General features: G+C 53.1%; 17 protein-coding genes. 2 read left to right on the forward strand and 15 right to left on the reverse strand.

Annotated features, from left to right (window positions below):
- Positions 1 to 18: 18 nt before the first annotated feature.
- From C7534_RS12110 to galE, 6 genes are all read right to left on the reverse strand, one after another.
- Positions 19 to 2,097: a YjbH domain-containing protein gene (locus tag C7534_RS12110; RefSeq protein ID WP_109785911.1), complete on the reverse strand. Its 2,079-nt coding sequence runs from the start codon at positions 2,095 to 2,097 to the stop codon at positions 19 to 21.
- On the reverse strand, positions 2,094 to 2,855 hold the full coding sequence (locus C7534_RS12115) for a capsule biosynthesis GfcC family protein (RefSeq protein ID WP_109785912.1): 762 nt from the start codon (positions 2,853 to 2,855) through the stop codon (positions 2,094 to 2,096). The genes C7534_RS12110 and C7534_RS12115 overlap by 4 nt, the downstream gene beginning before the upstream one ends.
- Positions 2,852 to 3,487, reverse strand: coding sequence for a YjbF family lipoprotein (locus tag C7534_RS12120; RefSeq protein ID WP_263295610.1), 636 nt, complete (start codon positions 3,485 to 3,487; stop codon positions 2,852 to 2,854). The genes C7534_RS12115 and C7534_RS12120 overlap by 4 nt, the downstream gene beginning before the upstream one ends.
- 44 nt (positions 3,488 to 3,531) lie before the next feature.
- Positions 3,532 to 4,587, reverse strand: coding sequence for a polysaccharide biosynthesis/export family protein (locus C7534_RS12125; protein ID WP_109785993.1), 1,056 nt, complete (start codon positions 4,585 to 4,587; stop codon positions 3,532 to 3,534).
- Positions 4,588 to 4,727: 140 nt separating this feature from the next.
- Positions 4,728 to 4,964: a hypothetical protein gene (locus C7534_RS12130; RefSeq protein WP_109785914.1), complete on the reverse strand. Its 237-nt coding sequence runs from the start codon at positions 4,962 to 4,964 to the stop codon at positions 4,728 to 4,730.
- Positions 4,965 to 5,106: 142 nt separating this feature from the next.
- The gene (gene galE, locus C7534_RS12135; protein WP_046026957.1) at positions 5,107 to 6,123 is read right to left on the reverse strand and encodes a UDP-glucose 4-epimerase GalE; all 1,017 of its coding nucleotides are present in this window, start codon (positions 6,121 to 6,123) and stop codon (positions 5,107 to 5,109) included.
- Between the two features lie 309 nt (positions 6,124 to 6,432).
- On the opposite strand from galE, the gene galU reads away from it, so the two are divergent.
- Together galU and C7534_RS12145 are read left to right on the forward strand one after the other, a co-directional pair.
- A complete protein-coding gene (gene galU, locus C7534_RS12140; protein ID WP_046026958.1) occupies positions 6,433 to 7,266 on the forward strand; it encodes a UTP--glucose-1-phosphate uridylyltransferase GalU in 834 nt (277 codons plus the stop codon).
- 73 nt (positions 7,267 to 7,339) lie between these two features.
- The gene (locus C7534_RS12145) at positions 7,340 to 7,747 is read left to right on the forward strand and encodes a mannose-1-phosphate guanylyltransferase (RefSeq protein WP_109785915.1); all 408 of its coding nucleotides are present in this window, start codon (positions 7,340 to 7,342) and stop codon (positions 7,745 to 7,747) included.
- A gap of 4 nt (positions 7,748 to 7,751) precedes the next feature.
- Here the strand turns inward: C7534_RS12145 and C7534_RS12150 are convergent, their stop codons facing one another.
- The 9 genes from C7534_RS12150 to C7534_RS12190 all read right to left on the reverse strand — a co-directional run bounded on the left by C7534_RS12150 (position 7,752) and on the right by C7534_RS12190 (position 18,065).
- Positions 7,752 to 8,888, reverse strand: a complete 1,137-nt coding sequence (locus C7534_RS12150) for an SGNH/GDSL hydrolase family protein (protein ID WP_109785916.1) — start codon at positions 8,886 to 8,888, stop codon at positions 7,752 to 7,754.
- A gap of 36 nt (positions 8,889 to 8,924) precedes the next feature.
- Positions 8,925 to 9,962: an acyltransferase family protein gene (locus tag C7534_RS12155; RefSeq protein ID WP_109785917.1), complete on the reverse strand. Its 1,038-nt coding sequence runs from the start codon at positions 9,960 to 9,962 to the stop codon at positions 8,925 to 8,927.
- A gap of 12 nt (positions 9,963 to 9,974) precedes the next feature.
- Positions 9,975 to 11,078 (reverse strand): hypothetical protein, encoded by a 1,104-nt coding sequence (locus C7534_RS12160; RefSeq protein ID WP_109785918.1) that lies wholly within the window; start codon positions 11,076 to 11,078, stop codon positions 9,975 to 9,977.
- On the reverse strand, positions 11,078 to 12,298 hold the full coding sequence (locus tag C7534_RS12165; protein ID WP_109785919.1) for a polysaccharide biosynthesis C-terminal domain-containing protein: 1,221 nt from the start codon (positions 12,296 to 12,298) through the stop codon (positions 11,078 to 11,080). The genes C7534_RS12160 and C7534_RS12165 overlap by 1 nt, the downstream gene beginning before the upstream one ends.
- Positions 12,295 to 13,407, reverse strand: coding sequence for a polysaccharide pyruvyl transferase family protein (locus C7534_RS12170; RefSeq protein ID WP_109785994.1), 1,113 nt, complete (start codon positions 13,405 to 13,407; stop codon positions 12,295 to 12,297). The genes C7534_RS12165 and C7534_RS12170 overlap by 4 nt, the downstream gene beginning before the upstream one ends.
- Positions 13,408 to 13,422: 15 nt before the next feature.
- Positions 13,423 to 14,505: a glycosyltransferase gene (locus C7534_RS12175; protein WP_109785920.1), complete on the reverse strand. Its 1,083-nt coding sequence runs from the start codon at positions 14,503 to 14,505 to the stop codon at positions 13,423 to 13,425.
- Positions 14,506 to 14,609: 104 nt separating this feature from the next.
- Positions 14,610 to 16,832: a polysaccharide biosynthesis tyrosine autokinase gene (locus C7534_RS12180; protein ID WP_109785921.1), complete on the reverse strand. Its 2,223-nt coding sequence runs from the start codon at positions 16,830 to 16,832 to the stop codon at positions 14,610 to 14,612.
- Positions 16,833 to 16,876: 44 nt separating this feature from the next.
- Positions 16,877 to 17,317 (reverse strand): low molecular weight protein-tyrosine-phosphatase, encoded by a 441-nt coding sequence (locus tag C7534_RS12185; protein ID WP_046026965.1) that lies wholly within the window; start codon positions 17,315 to 17,317, stop codon positions 16,877 to 16,879.
- Positions 17,318 to 17,681: 364 nt separating this feature from the next.
- Complete coding sequence (locus C7534_RS12190; protein WP_109785922.1) at positions 17,682 to 18,065, reverse strand: hypothetical protein; 384 nt, start codon at positions 18,063 to 18,065, stop codon at positions 17,682 to 17,684.
- Positions 18,066 to 18,131 lie beyond the last annotated feature (66 nt).

Genomic DNA, 18,131 nt, shown 5'->3' on the forward strand with positions numbered 1-18,131 from the left:
CCTGTAGATCGCCCGCAGTCACTCAGTGATCTTGTCAAAGTTGCGGTAGAACAGATCGGTGTCACGGCTATCGGTCATGGCGTGCAACGAGTAACTGCGATTGAGCCGTGCACCACCGTCCCGGGTCAGTGGGGACCAGACGATATTGGCGCGACGCATCGTCGACATACTCATCATTTCGTCGAACGGTATGGAGATGTAAATGCCCTTGTCGAAACTGCCCTCGCCGTATTCCTCACTCGTTGCGGTGGTCAACGTGGCCCAGGCCCCGAATCGCACACCATTGGCGAACTCCCGTGACAGATCGACCGTAGCGCCCCAATCCCGCGCCAGGTAACGACCGACACTGACAGCCGCCTGAGCCTCGAAAGGCAAGTCGGTATAACCGGTGATGTGGCCCGTAACGGTCGAGTAATCCCGCAGGCCGAAGCCTTGGTCAAACTCGCGCTGACGCACGAAGTTCAGGTCCGCGCCGACAGACCAGCGCTGCCCCATTGGACGAAACAGTACCTCACCGCCAACGCCGGCAAACATCGACTCCAGGTAGCCGCCATAGACCATGCCATACAGGTCTTTATCCAGCCGTTCAGCGTGATTGAGTTGGAACGTCGGCATGGTGACATCCGAGGTCGTCAGGTACTTGCGCAGGTCCGTCCTCACCCGGGGTAAACCACTTGGCGCGTCGTAGGTGAAGTGATCGTAGTTGTTGGCCAGATTGGTACTGAGCAGGCCACTCCACCAGATATTGCGCGTGAAGCGGTACTCGGCGTCCACATCGGCAGTCAACTGATAGAGCAACCCATCAGGGCCGCCCACGTTCTGTTTGTAGCCCAGCCCGATGCCATATTTGAATGGATCGAGCGCCCCGGTATAGAGCGTGGTCTCCGTGCGCGGGAGCGGGTTATTGACCTCAGTCGCACGGTGCAGACTGTGCAATGGCTCCTCATTGTTGACCACCTCGCGAAAGGTCTCGCGAGGCACACTGGTTTCGTCCAGCGGCATGTCGTAGCGCTTGTTGACCACGGTAAACCAGTCGATATCGTCGTTAACACTGTTGTCCAGAATCCGGCTGGCCCGGCCGACGGCTTTTGCCGAATAGAAATAATTCGACTGTTCGCCGTACACCAATAACTCTGAGCCGCGCTGGGCAATGCGCTCAACGTTGTAGCCCGCATTTTTTTGCAGCCGTTGGGACACGTTGGCCCAGTTGACTTGATCCGGCGCAGTCGCGGGTGCATGCGCCGGCAGGCGCTCCGCTGGCGGATCGTAGGTCTTGGCCGGCGCCTTGCGGCTGACGAAGTTGGTGTGCAGGGTGATGCCGAACATGGCCGTATTGCCACGCTCCCAGCCAGCGCTTAGATCAACCGAATCGGTCAGCTTGAACACTGCGCCAATGTTGATGGGCGAGTCTTGCTTGATGTGGTTGTCCTTCGGCTCGTTTTTATAGTCGTTGCCTTCGTACTCGAGTTTGAGACTGAGCGGGTCCCAGGGCGTCTGGTAGGTCACGCCACCGAACAAAGAGGGTCGACCACGGAAGTAGGCGTTGGTATTGACGTCACCGGTGCCTTCGCTTTGTGGGCGGGTATTGAAGCGGTCATCCACCCAACCTGGCGGGTTTTCAAAATCGCCTCGATTCCCCAGATAGCCCCAGGCAACACCCGCGCTGAAATCAAAGTCGTCATAGCGCTTGTTCGCCACCACGTATTCGCTGGAAAACAGACCAGTACCACCGACGTCGCGAAAACCCACGGCCAACTCAGGTGCCCAGTGGCTTTCTTGCCAAAGGCGCAGCTTGACGTCCACAGCCTTGTCTTTATAGCTCTGGTCACCACTCAACGACTCGGGGCCATATTTACGGTTGGTGATCGCGGTATAGCGAAACGAGCCTTCCAGCCATTCAAATGGCTGCAGTGAAACGCTGTAACGACTATAGGGACTGGTTCGACTGGCATTCACGCTCAGCTCGCCGGCCGGCGCCATCCGGGCAGTCGGTGTCTGCATCAAGCCCACACCGCCAAAATCACTCTGAGTAAATCGCGGTTCTCCATGAACCAAACCACATGGCAACAACAATACCGCTGCAAAACGTAAATTCAAGGAACCACCTCAGCCAGTTGCGTGGCAAGAAATTCGGCCAACTGCTGATTCAGTTCAGGTATAGGCGGATTAAGATCATCGTTTTTGATAGGGACCAGGATTTTGCTGCCCGCGGCAGGCACCTGCCCGCTTTCGCGATTCCACGGCGCAATGCCGACCCGGCGGATAACGCCATCGGGCTGAATGATCCAGAGGTAATCGGCTTCAGCATCGGCAAGCGGTGCACACCCTTGCAGGTAGTCACGCGCTTCCTGCATGGGGCGATACGCGAGCCGGCACGGTTCGGCGACAGCACCCAGCACTTCAACCACACTGGAGCGCATCGGGTAGATCAGCCTGTCGCCGTCAGCGAGGCGGAAATTGCGAGCGAACCCGACCTCTACCGCGACCGGATCCAGGACGGCCACCTGGCGCCCCGTGACGGGCAAGTAGCTGACTTGCTCGTACATCCGCAACGCCAACGTCGCCCGGCTGGTTCGCTCCAGGAGCAACGCGGTACGTTGCAACACCTTCAAGTCGAACAAGACTCCGGCTTTAAGCCGAGTCTGCTCTTCGAGCAATGACCGTCGCAGCCACCCTGCCGCCATCCAGTAGCCTTCAGGATTGGGTTGCGCGACGCGGATCACGTCCAGCACTCGACCATCGGGTTGCAGTTCGACCACTCCCGGATTGCGCACGTCACCGCTGACGGTGACAGCTGCACTCACGCCGCCGGAGATCAACCACAGGCACGTCCATAACACCTTGGGAAACTTCAACGGACAGCCCTGCGTTCAGAGGTCAGTTGAACGATCGTCACCCTGAGTTGCGCTGTCAGTTGCTGCTCGCTCTGCAGGATGAAACCGTTATCCGGATTGACCCAATAATGATTGGTCGCGTGCAGTCCAATAAGCGGCGCATCAATATGCTCATCAACACGCATCACAGCGTATTCCTTGTCCAGAATCCTGATGGTTTCCATGGGGTGTCGCGTGAAGCGACTGTTCACGACAACACCCACTTCGTAGCCATGATAAAGATCGATCCAGCGCTGGCTGGTGTACCCATCGGGCAGCCGATGAAGCCCCTGTTTGAATGGCGAGACCGCTTCAAAACGGGTCCCGTCCAGATCCCCTCCGACGCCAAGACCGACACTGCGAATTGCCAGGCCATCGCGCAGCAACAACACCTGCTTGCCGGACGCGACCCAGTACTGCAAGTCACCTCGTTCACGCACCATCGCCAACACCCCTACGCCGGAAGGGGTGGTCAATTTGAGTTGGGGGTAGTGAACTTCGGCTACTTGAGCCGGGGTCAACTCCAGATCATCAGGTCCGCCGGCCACGGCTTTGAAGTTCGCCAGCGTGGCCTTCATCAGCGGATTACATCCACACAACAGCAACGCCGCCATCAAGCAGACGCTAACTCTCAACGCTCTCACAGTTGGACCAGACCTTATCGGTTGTTAGCTTCGCTTAAGTTGTTTTGTGCGGCAGCGCCAATGCCCAGAATCGCGGCCGAAGGCACCAATTGACTGATGAAGCGGTTCCAGCGGGTGACGTTGGCAGGTCCCACATAAACGATGTCCTGGGGGCGAACATCGAAGTGAGTGGCGAGTGCCATGGCGGCAGGCGACTCAGCTTGCAGCTGAAAGATTTTGGCGGGTTCTACATCGAGGTTTTCTACGCCCCTGATGACGTACACGGCGTTGCCGTTCGAGGTGGCCTGATTCAATCCCCCTACCGAACCTATAACGTCAGAAAGATTCATGGTGCGTGTCTTGAACGTCAACGCGCGTGGCTGATTGACCTCGCCCATTACATAAATCTTTTTGCTGTCGTTGTACGGCAGGTACAACTGATCGCCGCCTTTGAGGTAGACCTTTTGCAACGCCGCATCCTGTTGATTGAGCGCATCAAGGTTGAGCGGATACACCCGCCCGTTTCGCGTCAACAGCAACCCGGACAAGTCAGCATTCAGCGGGTCAATGCCGGCGGAACCCAAGGCTTCAACAACATTGAGCGGGGTGGTGGAAATCGCTTGAGGACCTGCTTTCAATACGGCGCCCGACACCACCACTTTCTGGCTGGCGAAACGCAACACGGCGACATCCACTTGCGGATCAGAGATGAAGGTCGACAACTTTTCTGCGATATCGGATCGCAGTTGCTGGATGGTTTTGCCGGCGGCCTGGACTTCCTTGATATAGGGGTAGTAGAGCGTGCCATCGGAACGGACAAGTCGTCCGTTTGCATCGATCTGCTGCTGCGCCCCTGAGGGTGCAGTCAACTCGGGGTGATCCCACACCGTGATGTACAAGACATCGTTATTACCGATGCGGTACTCGGCGGGTGCCGTCAGTAATTCCGCGGGCAGTGGCTTATCGATCTGTGCGGCCCTGTCCATGGCGATGAGCTTGGGGGTAATTGGAATCAGCTCGACCCGACTGCTTTCGCTGGCCCCTTCGCGAGTGATATCACTGGTGCTCAGATGTTGACCCGGCGAAAACATGCAACCTTGCAAAGCAATACTTGCCAGCATTAAAAAAGGAACACTACGAATCATAAAGGCACTACGCTATTCAAGGGCAAATACAAAACAAGATCGCCCAGTGTTAGCCGGGCAATCTCGTATTACACCTGCGAAATTTCTTAGTTACTGGTGCCGGTCGTCCCGGTAGTACCTGTTGTCCCGGTGGTTCCGCCATTGGAACTTCCACCACTGTTGGAGGCGGCCACGGCACCTGCAATCAGTGCGGTACTTGCCAGTACGGCTTGTCCAGCGGTCACGTCACCCAACACTTTTGTTTCCAGAGTGAGAGGTTCTTCTACGGCGAGTACCCAGCTGCTCATCATGGACAACAAGGCTATTACCATCATCTTTTTCATATCAAACTCCTTCCTGCAAGTTCTTTATATCTACGGACTTGCTGGATGGGTTTCCAGTCAATTTTCCCGACCATAAATAACATCGAAGCCTGATATAACAGTTCAGCAGAAAAACAGGCCGTTGAAGGCCCGCCCATCAGTTTCAATCGACGTATCCCCGGGGATGATTCGATTGCCAACGCCAGGTATCGGTCATCATCTCCTGCAAATTCCGTGTGGCCTTCCAACCCAACTCCTTCGCCGCTTTAGAGGGGTCGGCCCAACACTCGGCGACGTCGCCCGAGCGTCGCGGCATCATCCGATAAGGCACCGCTCGCCCCGACGCTTGCTCAAATGCCCGCAGTACTTCAAAAACGCTGTAACCATCGCCAGTGCCCAGGTTCCAGATATTGATCCCGGTGCGCGCCGAGATCGACTGCAACGCTTTGAGATGACCATCAGCCAAGTCCACGACGTGGATGTAATCGCGTACGCCGGTGCCATCGACGGTGGGGTAATCGTCACCAAATATCGACAACTCCTGCAGACTGCCGACGGCAACCTGGCTGATGTACGGCACCAGATTGTTGGGAATACCGTTGGGGTCTTCCCCCATTTGCCCACTTGCGTGAGCACCGATCGGATTGAAATAACGCAACAGTGCGATGCTCCAGCGCGGGTCCGCCGCACACAGGTCATGCAATACGTTTTCGATGATCAGCTTGGATTGCCCGTAGGGATTGGTGGGCGTGCCCGTCGGAAAGTCTTCACGAATCGGCATCTGCTCAGGCGCGCCATACACCGTGGCCGATGAACTGAATACCAACCGCAATACACCGGCCGCAGACATCGCCTGGCAAAGCGTAATGCTTCCGCAAACGTTGGTTTCGTAATACTCAAGCGGCTTGCGCACGCTTTCACCTACGGCTTTGAGCCCGGCAAAATGCAGAACAGCATCAATGGAGTGCTGCTGAAAAATCCGGTCCAGCAACGCTCTGTCGCACACGTCCCCGTGAATCATTAAGGCGGATTTTCCGCAAATGGCTTCAACCGCATGAAGGGCGGCATCAGAGCTATTGCAAAGGTTGTCCAGCACAACCACTTCGAAGCCTGCTTCAAGCAGCGCAAGAGTGGTGTGCGAACCGATATAACCGGTTCCACCCGTTACCAGAATCTTCATAGAGCGGTCCATAGTGGGGTATTGAAGTATTCAACTGCATGCCATATTTAAAGCAATTAGCGCACGCAAGAAATTGACGCCAACGACTTATTAGCACTTCACAAGAACCGACACTATTAATAGACACCGACTAAAACTAACCAAATACAGGCAGACCCGACAACTAATAACATTTACCCCATTCTGCACATGCCATTAATTGCCATCAAACCACGCCTCAGGTATTAAAGTACAACCATCGTAAAACATCCAAACTCATGGCCACCCTCTCCTGTGTGGCTGTGAACAATGACTTTCCAGGAAATATCTATGATTCGTAAATGCTTGTTCCCCGCCGCCGGCTATGGCACGCGTTTCTTGCCTGCAACAAAAGCAATGCCAAAGGAAATGCTGCCGATCGTCAACAAGCCTTTGATCCAATACGCCGTTGAAGAAGCACGGGACGCCGGTTTGCAGAACATGGCCATCGTTACCGGTCGGGGCAAGCGCGCACTGGAAGACCATTTCGATATCAGCTATGAACTGGAACACCAGATTCGCGGCACCGAGAAAGAAAAGTTTCTGGCCGGCACACGAGAGCTGATAGAAACCTGCACCTTCGCCTACACCCGCCAGGTCGAAATGAAAGGCCTGGGGCACGCGATTCTCAGCGGTCGCCCCTTGATCGGTGACGAACCCTTTGCCGTGGTGCTGGCGGATGACCTGTGCCTGAACCTGCAAGGTGACGGTGTGCTCGCGCAGATGATCAAGCTCTACAATAAATTTCGCTGCTCGATCGTGGCCATTCAAGAAGTCCCGCGGGATCAGACACACAAATACGGGGTGATCGCCGGCGAACTGGTTTCCGAAGGGATCTACCGCGTCAACAGCATGGTTGAAAAACCCGCCCCCGAGGACGCACCGTCCAATCTGGCAATCATCGGCCGGTACATTCTGACCCCCGACATTTTTGATTTGATCGCCGATACCCAGCCCGGCAAGGGCGGCGAAATCCAGATCACCGACGCGCTGATGAAGCAGGCGCAAGATGGCTGCGTGCTGGCCTACAAGTTCGAAGGCCTGCGCTTTGATTGTGGTGGTGCAGAAGGCTATATCGACGCCACCAACTTTTGTTATGAGCAGCTGTATCTCAAGGGCCTTTAACCAATCGGCTCAGGACACTCACCGCTCACCTTGCGGAGCCCTCCGTCACACTCTTTCATCCAGGCAGGCCACTATGACCACTGCAAAACGCTCGGTAGACACCGAACTGAAAGCGAGCAACTTCGGAATGATGGCCTGGCTGTCAAAAGCGCCATCGTTATCCTTCGACACTGCTGCCTGGCTGGGCACAACCCTGCTGGTTGAACGTATCGGGGTGTTCCCCTCTTCGGGCGATATCCATCGCCCGATCAGGGACCCGCTTTCCCTCCTGGCTCACCTGAAAAGTCTGTATGCCGACAAGGCCCTGGATATCGATGAACGCGAAGGGCTTAAAGTGATTTTCAACGATTGGCGATTCCGGGTTCGCATTCGCTACAACGACCCGGCGATCGTCATCAATGTTGAAACGCGGTGTGATCCCGAACTCATGCCTCTGAAAACCGCAGAACTGCTGAGTCAGCTGGAGCACTTTGAACGGTGAAGGATTACTTTGAAGCGGCACCACACGGCAATTCACCGACAAGCAGTCGATAGAAGTAATCGGCAATAAGCCGACCTCCCGAACCCGGGATGGGGTGAATCTTGTCGGGGCCGATCATGGGGGTCTGCCCGTCACTGGCGTAGCGTTTGAAGTCGGCACCGAACGCACACTGCAAACTCCAATAGGCGACGTTCTGCGAACGCGCCCATGGTTCAAGTACTTGGGCATAGTCCGACATCGGATAGGCACTGGAACGTGTTGTGTCCTGACGCAAGATCACATTGATGCTCGCTGCCGGATGAACCTCGCGAACCATCTGCACCAAGCCTTTCATGTTCTCAAGATAATCCTTGGGCTTAACGCCAAACCCCTGATCATTGCCGCCCAACATAATCAGGTAAACGTCTGCCGGTATCTTTGAAACGACGGCCTTCCACTGGGTCTGCCATTGGTTGTCGCTTTTAAAAAAGTCACCGGAGGTGGCACCTGAAGCAGCGAGTTTGGAGACCCTGATGCCGCCCCGGTCATTGGCCAGCCACAAGCCAAATAATGTCGGCGCACCTTTCACCACTTCGAGCCTTAGCGCCCAGTCAGCACTGGCGGGGACGCTTAGTTGCACTTCCTGAACACCGGCCCCCGCTATCGTCAATGGATGCCACGGGCCTGAAGGTGTCCACCGATACCTCATCTCGCTGGTTTTGCCGTTTCCCAAGTAGAGTAAGTTGGCGTGGGCAATGGACGTATCAATCGCAGCCGTCTGGCTGGAATCGATCTCAAGATAAGCACCCGCCTTCCCGGTAACAGTGCGACTGTCCGGGCTCGCTTGCCCAAGACTGGAAACGCTCCAATCACCACCGAAGTACTGCTGATTGCTGCGGGTGTACTTGAAGTTCGTACCGCCGAGCGCTACGCCGTGGTTAAACCCGACATAACCAGGCCCGGCGAAACCAAAGTCTTTCGCCAAGCGTTGAGTGAGGCCATTCAGATAAAAGTTCTGCCCGGCGCTATAGCTGTCGCCAATCACCGAGATGTCCAGCACCATCCCCGCTTTACCCTTGCCCAGTCCGGCAAGCGGTTCGCGTGAGCTTCTCACCTCGATGACCGGAGCCGGGACAGGACGCACATCATCGACATAGACCATTGGCTCATCTATCTATCAGGAAACCTGCTTTGGTGTTCAGGTGCGAGACACCTTCAGACCTTTCGCCGGGGTCTTTTTGCTGATCGCACGTTCGCCCAAAAACAAAGTCGATGTGATGGCGAAACGGCTGAAAACATTCGACAGCACCACGGGCCCCAACAATCCGAACAGCACACCGCCAACAACCAAAACGCTTTCATCGGTGACACCCAAACGACGTAACGCGACCCGTGAACTGCCCGCAAACAGAACGTGAAAGAGGAAAATCGCGTAGGAATATCCACCGAGCCAGATCAGCGCTTTCGAGCGCATGTCACTCGACAACAACGCGATGCAGGAGGCACAGCCAACGAGCAATCCGACAAGGCTTCTGCGATCGACAATGAACTCGCGATCCACGGCGGCAATGTAGAGCAGTGCGACCGATATCAAGACGAACACGACGGGCCCGATCACTTTCAGGGACTGCTTTAACTCATTGACCTTTTCGTGGCAAATCATCCCCGTCACGAAGAACGGCAGCAAATAGATGGCGCCATTGATGCCAAAGGCATCGACTGGAAAAAGCGGCATCAAGAACACCGCTGCGGAAAACAAAAACAACAGGTACAACCGTGTCGCCGTCTGCAACCAGCCGCGCCACTGAAGAAATCCGACAAACATAAAGATGATAAAAACCGCCTGCAAGAACCAGAAGTGGTTAATCGGCACGTAAAACGACAACAAGGCGTCTATTAACCCGAAGTCGTTGTTTACCCCCGGCCCGACAACCTGCAGCACCGAAAATGGTATACCGACAAAAAACAATGGCACGATCAATCTTCTTACCTTGCCACGCCAGTAAGCGGAAAAGTCGTTGCCTCTGATTTTGTAAATCGAATAGATGTAGCCCGATATAAAAGTGAACAACGGCATCCGGACGTACACCATCGAATCGGCCAGGATTCGAAAAGGTGATCCCAGGTCGATTTTCAATCCGCCGCCTAATGGCCCTATCACGTGATAGAGCACCAGCAGCAGGCATGCCAGCCCTCTGAGTGTTTCTATTTCCAACGACTTCTTATTGCTTTGCATAAACCACAAACCTCAGTTCAAGACGCTTGATTCAAGCGACTCAGGTTTTTTTGAGCGCAACTGCAACCCCAGCCCCACAAACAGAACCGGAACCACCATGGAGAAATGTCGGGCAAACGATCCGAAGTCAGGTTCAAACAGGCCCTGCACCAATAAAAAGGACAGCGGAATAGCGATAAGCTCTTTGACTTTGGGTTCGATGATTGAGCCCTTGTAGTGACTCGACGTCATCATTTTGAACATCAGCAACGAGGTCATCATCATCAGGACGACAAAGATGATCTGCCCCAGGCCGGAAAGAAGGATTAACTCCACCGGGAAAGACAACCTGAAAAAGATGCTCATCGAATCCACGGCCTGCGAAACGAAGTCGCCGCCGTTAATCCACGACACAATCAATGACTTTGAGCCCTCTTCGCCCAGTGTGCGCTGCTCGTTACTATTGGCTCGAATGGACGAAACCGAATAGCCGGCGAGCATCTGAATCGCTGTCGCGATGGCCAAATAGAACGTGAACAACATCAGGAAAAAGCTGAAACGTGACACACGCTTCTTCATGACACACACGCCAACCCAGACCAGCGAAAACAGTATCCAGTAGGGTCGAACCAAGATGCCGTAAAACAGCGCAGAGAGAAAAAAGCCCACTCTGTATTGCTTCGAAAATGAAAAAACCAGGATGGTAATCATCGCCACCGAAACAATGATTTCCTTGGTCAGGTTATCGAGAAAGAACGACCTGACCACCCCCCACAGACACAGGGTCAGAAAAATCGTCAGCGGTATTCTTCTGAAGATAAAGATCGGGATAGACGTGAGAAACAAGTTGCACATCATCCCGTAGGCCCAGGCATTGTCCAGATTGATGCCGGTGGGACGTAGCACGTAAGCAGTGCAATCGTAAGAAGACCGGTCTGGCGAAAAGGGATTCCAGAAATTGCAGTAGTCTGAACGAGCGTATGACGACCACAACGTCATCGCATCCGGGCCCGGTTCTCGGTGAACCAGCAGCGGCATTGCTACGGACAGAAAAAGACCGCACATCAAAATCAGGAGTGAGATCGACGAATCCAGCTTTGTACCGCGAAATTCTATGGAAGGCAGAGATAAAGCCATTACAACGCCCCCTTCGCCTGGGCAAACCTGGCCAGCAAAGCAATAACGACCAGCTGCACCGTAATCGAGAAAACGTTCCCCCAGGCCGCCCCATAAATTGAATAGTGTTTAATAAGGACATAGCTGACAGGCAGTGAAATCAGCAGGCAGATCACCGCACTGGCCAACGACACCCGATTGTTCTTCGAAGCAATAAGACCTCCCCATACGATGTCGCCGACTGCTCGCAGCGCAAACGAGAAAATCAGGATGCACAAAACCCCGTTATCCGGACGCGGAACTGCCGCGTCCACATAATCCAGCACGACATTAAAGAAGGCATAAATCAGCACAGCAACTGCGCAGGAAACAACCAGGGAACGCAACACCCATTGATTGAAAAAGAGTTGGCGGACCGTCAGTGCCTGTTGATTATTCTTATAACGCTTGGCGAGTACCGGAATGCCAACGACGGCAACAACGGCAAAAGACAGCGCTTGCAACGTGTTAGCGGCAGACCAGGCATACACGTACTTGCCAAGGCTGTCGTACGGCTCCAGGTCCACAATCAGAAAACGCTCGGCAAACTGACTCAATAACATCAAACCGTCGCCCAGATAAAAGGGCAATCCGGCTTTCCAGACAGAAGCCGTAGTGAGGGCACTGACCTCCCTCCCCTTATGTACATTCACCACAATAAAGTATCCGGCCACGATCACCAGAAGGTTGCTGATCACCCACAACCAAAGAACACTGGCAATGCTGGACACCACGCCCGTCATTAGCCCTCCCACAGCAATCAGCGCCCAGAGCCCGGTTTTTATGAAGAACAATAACGCTCCCCAATTGGCTTTTTGCGCAGAAAAAACAAAGGAATTAATTTCGAAGGACAGATGCTCCGTGATCAGGAGCAGCATGACGCAGGCGATCAACGCGGTGCTCGCCGGAACATCGCTGAAGAGTGAGTAGAGTATGACTGTGACCACCGAAAACAACGATCCGACGGCCAGGTACAAGACCAGTACTTTATCGATGACGAATCGGGAGCTGCCCCCGATGCTGATCAACCGATTGATTTCAGAGCTGAACCCGACGCTGTAAAACTTCGAGGCTAGCAAAGGGGCGATCACCACGACGCCGTAGAAGCCTAATGCGTCATAACCCAGGTAATGAGTGATGGCCAACACCAGCAAAAACTTCGCGCCTAATGCAGTCCCCCTAAGCAACAACCGAAATATCATCGAACAACCCCTTTGATGATATTGTCCATCAGCACTGTTTTGGCTTCGATTTCTTTACAGGTATCCGTGAGTTTCTTGGCAAACCTCGATAGAGCGTTGGGGGCGTAAACAGTGTCGATGATGGTATCGACATTGATATCGCCTTCGTTGATCACCCAGTCTTCCACTCCCATGTCCTGATACGCCCCAAAACCTTTGCGTTCATAACTGATATGGAACGCGGGTACACCGGCCAGGAGCGCCTCGATAGCCCCGTGTAACCTCACGGAAATAACCAGATCCGGCTGATATTTCGCAAGTGTTGCCTTCAAAGGCAGCAGGTCTTCGGTAATGCCAAGTTCGCGATAAAACGCGCCATCGTCATTGCCGCAGACGGTGCTTTGCACAGCGCAGACCACTTGGCTTTTCGCCCTTAATCTCCTCAATAGAAGCTTCAGGTTTGCAACGTAGGCGACTTTCTTCTCTTTGCTCCAGTGCGACGGCTTGCGTAGAACAACACAGACCACGGCAGGAGATGATGCACAGTGGATAAACTTGGGCTGCAGCAGTATCTTTTTCGCTAACGCCTGGATCGCCAGGTCCGGCGCCCGGTAGACATTCTCATTGGACTGGAAAATTTCCGAAGACCGGTTGTCTCTGACAAATACCGCATCGGCGCTGGCGTAGTGCTCTACGATTTTGCTGCTCTCGCCATGGAACGGACCGATACTTTGTGGGAGGTAAACCGTCGGTACCTTGCTCAAAATCGCGGTTTCAAGCTGTTTGGCATGACCCAGTTTCAGCTTGAAGTGTTCAAAGGTACTTTTTGAGCGCATGTACCCACCGCCCACCCCGACAACCAGATCGCTGGTATTCAAAAGATCGGCAAGGGGGACATAAGACTGTTTAAGGAAAATAGCTTCCCTCACCCTTCCGAATCCCTTAGCCGCCATGACCGGCGCCTCATATCGCTTACAGGAAAGATAGCTAAATGATTGAGGGTCTGACGCAACTACGTTGATTAAAGTGCCGGCACCAAAATTGCGTTGCACCGTGGCTATTGCCAAATCCACGAGTAGACCATCACCCGAACTGGACGCACTGTAGCCATGCAAAATAGTTACGTTCATCATCTGATTGTCTACTTAATAAGTTTTAGCGGAGTACACGTCATAGGTTTGCTGAATCATCAACGTTGCACTGAACCGCTCGCGCACTTTCTTGCGGCTTTCTGTACCGAGTTCCAGCAGCTTATGTTTTTTGATATTCACTAATATGCTGGCAAGGGCCTGGTAGTCGCCGGTCGAGAACAGGTAGCCGGTGATGTTGTCCGTCACCAATTCAGGAAGCGATGTACAGTCACTGGCAATCACCGGCACGCCCATGGCCATCCCTTCGAGGGGAACCATGGCAAAGCCTTCCCAGCGACTTGGAACAATCAAGGCATCCGCCGTTTTGTACAGTTCGTTGACTTCAGCCGGAGTCACCCAAGGCAGGTACTCCACGGCGTCAATATCGGGGCACTCGACGAAGTCTTCATTGACAGCACTCCCAACGACAGTGAGTCTCAAGTCAGTTCGCTCGACTTCAGCAAACGCCTTGAGCAAAAGATCGAAGCCTTTTTGGTAATCCAGTCGACCTACAAATAGAAGCTGAATGTCCGTGCTTTCGCTGGACTTGTTCTCATCACTTTTATAATGAATCCCGTTGTAGATCAGCTTCATGCGGTGACGATCAATACCAAACGACGCGGCTTTATCCATTTCATACTGACTGACGCAGATAATGACGTCCGTTACTTTCTGCAAGAGTCGCTCCACCAGCGAATACACTTTCTGCTTGACTGGCGAGCTCTCCATCAAGAAGGAAAATGCGTGCGGGCAGTAGACAATTTTAGGTGACCGCCAAGGGCGCAGTAGCAGACAGACACATCGGCCAATGACCCCGGAAAACGTGCTGTGCAAGTGCACGACATCCGGTTTTTCCTTGAAGATCACGCGGGCCAATTGCCAGGCAAACCGCAACAGGGACATGACATCGCGCTTGTTTCGGGAAAAGGTCCTGATGTTTTTTTCATCAATGCCATGCAACTCTTTCTTCTGGTCGTACGGAACCAGATAAACCAGTTCATACTTCAGAGCATGGTCCCGAGGGGGGGTTGATATCGTACGAATGACCGTCGCAACGCCACCCTTGATAGTTTCCGCCACATGTAATATTTTTTTCATAATCCACCTATCTCCATGAACTTAGTCGCAGGCAAAACACGATTAAGAGTGGTGAGTTATCACCCACTCACTCCCAACCGATTACCTGGTAGATAGAACTTGCATCAGGACTTGTCAGAGGCGTACTCATAGTTGTAATAAGCGCCGTTACCGTAGTAACTGGATGCCCGCTTCTCGACACCATTAAAAATAGCCCCCTTCAACTCGATACCGTTTTGCGCAAACCGACGAATTGTCAATTCAATCTCTTTGGCCGGATTTACACCAAAGCGAGTCACGATCAAATTAATGGCAGCTTCACGCCCAACGATTGCAGCATCTGTTACTGCCAGAAGAGGTGGCGTATCGATGATGACGACGTCGTAGAGTTCACTCAGTTCTGCCAGGAGTTCTCTGAAGTTGGCATGCATCAACAGCTCTGATGGATTAGGCGGTACCTGTCCACGACTGATGAAATGCAGGTTATCAACCTCGAGCCTATTGATTGCCTGCTCAATGCTGCAGCGTTTGGTTAAAAGATCGGATAAGCCGTTGCTGATTGGTGTAGCCAAGGTTTTGTGCAGGTGACCTTTGCGCATATCGGCATCGATCAGTACGACCCTCTGCCCGCTTTGAGCAATGACCGCGGCCAGGTTAGAGGAAACAAACGTTTTGCCCACCTGCGGGCTCGGACCGGAAATCATGATCCGGTTGTTGGTCGCATCCAGCCCCGCAAAATGCAAACAGGTTCGCAGGCTGCGTATCGACTCAATGGACAGGTCAGTAGGGTTGCGCAGCGCCAATAGGAAAGCCTGGCGGTTGACGCTATCGCCCAACCGAAGTTTTTTATTGTCTTCTTCTTGTTGCAGGGCGCTGTAGGGAATAGAGGCATAGACGGGCAGCCCGAGTTGTTCGATGGCTTCCGGCCCCTCAAGTCCTCGGCTCAACGATTTACGCACCAACACCAAGGCAACGCCGACAAACCCGCCCAGCAACGTTGCAATAATAATGAGCAAGGCTTTGCGCGGTTTGACCGGGGATGTGATGTCGACATCGGCGGTATCGATCAATCGAGCATTCCCGACCGCCCCCGCTCTTACGATGTCCAGCTCCTGGGATTTATTCAGCAGTTGGGTATAAATCTGTGTCGCCACTTCCACATCACGAGTGAGGTTCAAAAGCTCCTGTTGCGTTGCCGGAAGATCCTGAACCTTCTTCTCCAAACCGCGGCGCTGATTATTCAAATCCCCCAACTGGGCCATCAAGGCGCGGTAGGCCGGATGCTCACGGGTGAACTTTCGATCCAGTTCTGCTTGCTGGAGTTTTAAATCGGAGATGCGCGTATCCAAAACCACCATCTGCTCCAGGACAGACTTGGTTTCGAGTGAGATATTTACTGTATTTCCGCGGGTTTGATAGCTGTTCAGCGCATTGCTGGCCTTGACCAGATCCTCTTTGACTTGAGGGAGCTGTGACTGCAGGAAATCCAGGCTCTGAGCCGCCTCGGCAGAGGTGCGTTGCACATTCTGCTCTACATAAAGCGTCGAAATCTTGTTCAGAATTTTCACAGCCAGAGAGTAGTCGGTGCTGGCTAGCGCCAGACTTATAATGCCCGACTCCTTACCTTGTTCGGAGACTTCAAGGATGTCCTGGTAATTCTGAATAGTGACAATTCGTGGGTTGCGTACGACTTCGAATTTAGTGCCAGGGTTCGCAATCATGTTCGCGACCAGCACCTCGACCCCGTTCTCTACCACGGCGACGCCTGTGGTTCCATCGGCCAACAATCCACCCTCTTCATCGTAAAGCTTGAAGCGGTTCTGCTCTCCGGCAATCAGGGTCAGTTTTTCACCTAACAGTTCATCGGGCAGTTTGAGTTTTTCGATTTCAAGCTGCTCGCCACCCCAGGCGAAACTGTTCATGCCAAGGAGTGGAGGCGAAATAGTTTGGCCGGGAGTACTTTTATATCGCCGCGCAATAAAACCACCCACGACGGGAAAGGTGTTCGGCGTGATCACAATATCCAGACGCAGGTCATCGACTGTTTTGCCGATGACTGCGCGAGACTTGATAATTCCGATCTCGGTAGCCGCCGGGGATTGCCCACCCAGCATGCTGCTGATATCCGAAAAGCCCAACATGTCGTTCTTTTTCGGCTCGACCTGCACCAGGGCGTTTGTCAAATACACGGGCGCCGACAAAATCGAATACGCGGCACCGGTCACCATGAACGCTCCGGTAATGGCGCCTATTAACCATTTGTGATCAATCAATGTGCCTAGCAAACCGAGAAGATCAATCTCGTCTTTATCGTTATCTCGGCCACTGACTACTGACGGTAACTGCATAAGGTCTATTCTTTTACCATTAATACTAATCTGAAAATCATCCATCAACGTCCGAGGCGCTGTGCCCATGAGCAAACAGCATCTTCAATCAATGCATGGGCATGGACAAAAGCAGCTTTTCCTTGACGATACGGATCCTTTATTTCGCGCTCACTCTGCCACTTGCCCAGAAGAAACACTTTGCCCCTCGCGTGCGAGGCAATACTCAGCACGCCTTTTACATGCTCTTTCTCCATGACCAGAATGAGGTCTGACTCATTAACAATGGCTGGAGTGATCTGCCGCGCTTTAAACTCTTGGGCGGCGCCACCCTGTTCTTCGAGAACTGAAAGTGCGTTTGGCTCCATAGACTCCCCCACCCGCGCGTTGAGTCCCGCGGAGGTCACCGAGATATCTGAAGGATCCAGCGCGTTGCGGAGCAACATTTCAGCGGTTGGACTTCGGCAAATATTACCAACGCATACGATAAGAATCTTTCTGAACAAGGCTACTCTTCCCGTGTAGTGTCGATTCGGCCAATGTGTAGCGGGGACATGAGTGAACCGACAAAATCGGTCCCGCATTCAGAGATGAATCCATCATAAAAATACAAGTGCATTAAATAGCACGACATACAAAAAACGCCCAACAAGAATAGCCGGACCAAAAATAACGACAACAATCCCGCCGTCATTTACCCGACAAAAAATAACATTGGAGCGTTTGCATAAGAGGGTTGATGATATCGCTGTATATGACTGGCCAAACCTGTTTTGACTTCGCCTCCGCCCGGACAAACATCGTAATCATCAGGAAGTCCGCGCTGTCAAGACGCTATTAAAATCACAATAGAAAAAATACTCTCTTCACTTAATGCAGGCGCTTACCAATAAACTCGGAATAACACGCCACGTTTATTGCCAGCGCCCCTTCCACCAGCACCTCCAGCAATACGACCTGTGCTTCGAAGCGCAAGTTCTGGTTACATTTATGCGCGTCGTCCATTTGCTCCTTCATCATGCGGGTCACTTTACAGGGATCACTGTACTTCACTCTTTTTAACCAGATGGGAATTTTCGCTGCGGCTTTAACCCGTCCCATCTCAAGCACACCACTCATATTGTCCGGGTAGTTTCTTTTCGAGACCGCCATCAGCTCTTCCAATACATCGGTCAACTTCTTCAAGACATAAGCGAGTATAAAGTCATCGAAAGCCTCCACAATTCCAGACACTTGTGTTTCCTGTGAAGTCATCTTTCCATCCGCTACCTACGTTAATCGGCAGCACATTACACTTCATCGGCCTTGATTATTTGACAT

It is taken from the genome of Pseudomonas sp. OV226, assembly GCF_003148705.1.
In the GTDB taxonomy this organism is placed as follows: domain Bacteria; phylum Pseudomonadota; class Gammaproteobacteria; order Pseudomonadales; family Pseudomonadaceae; genus Aquipseudomonas.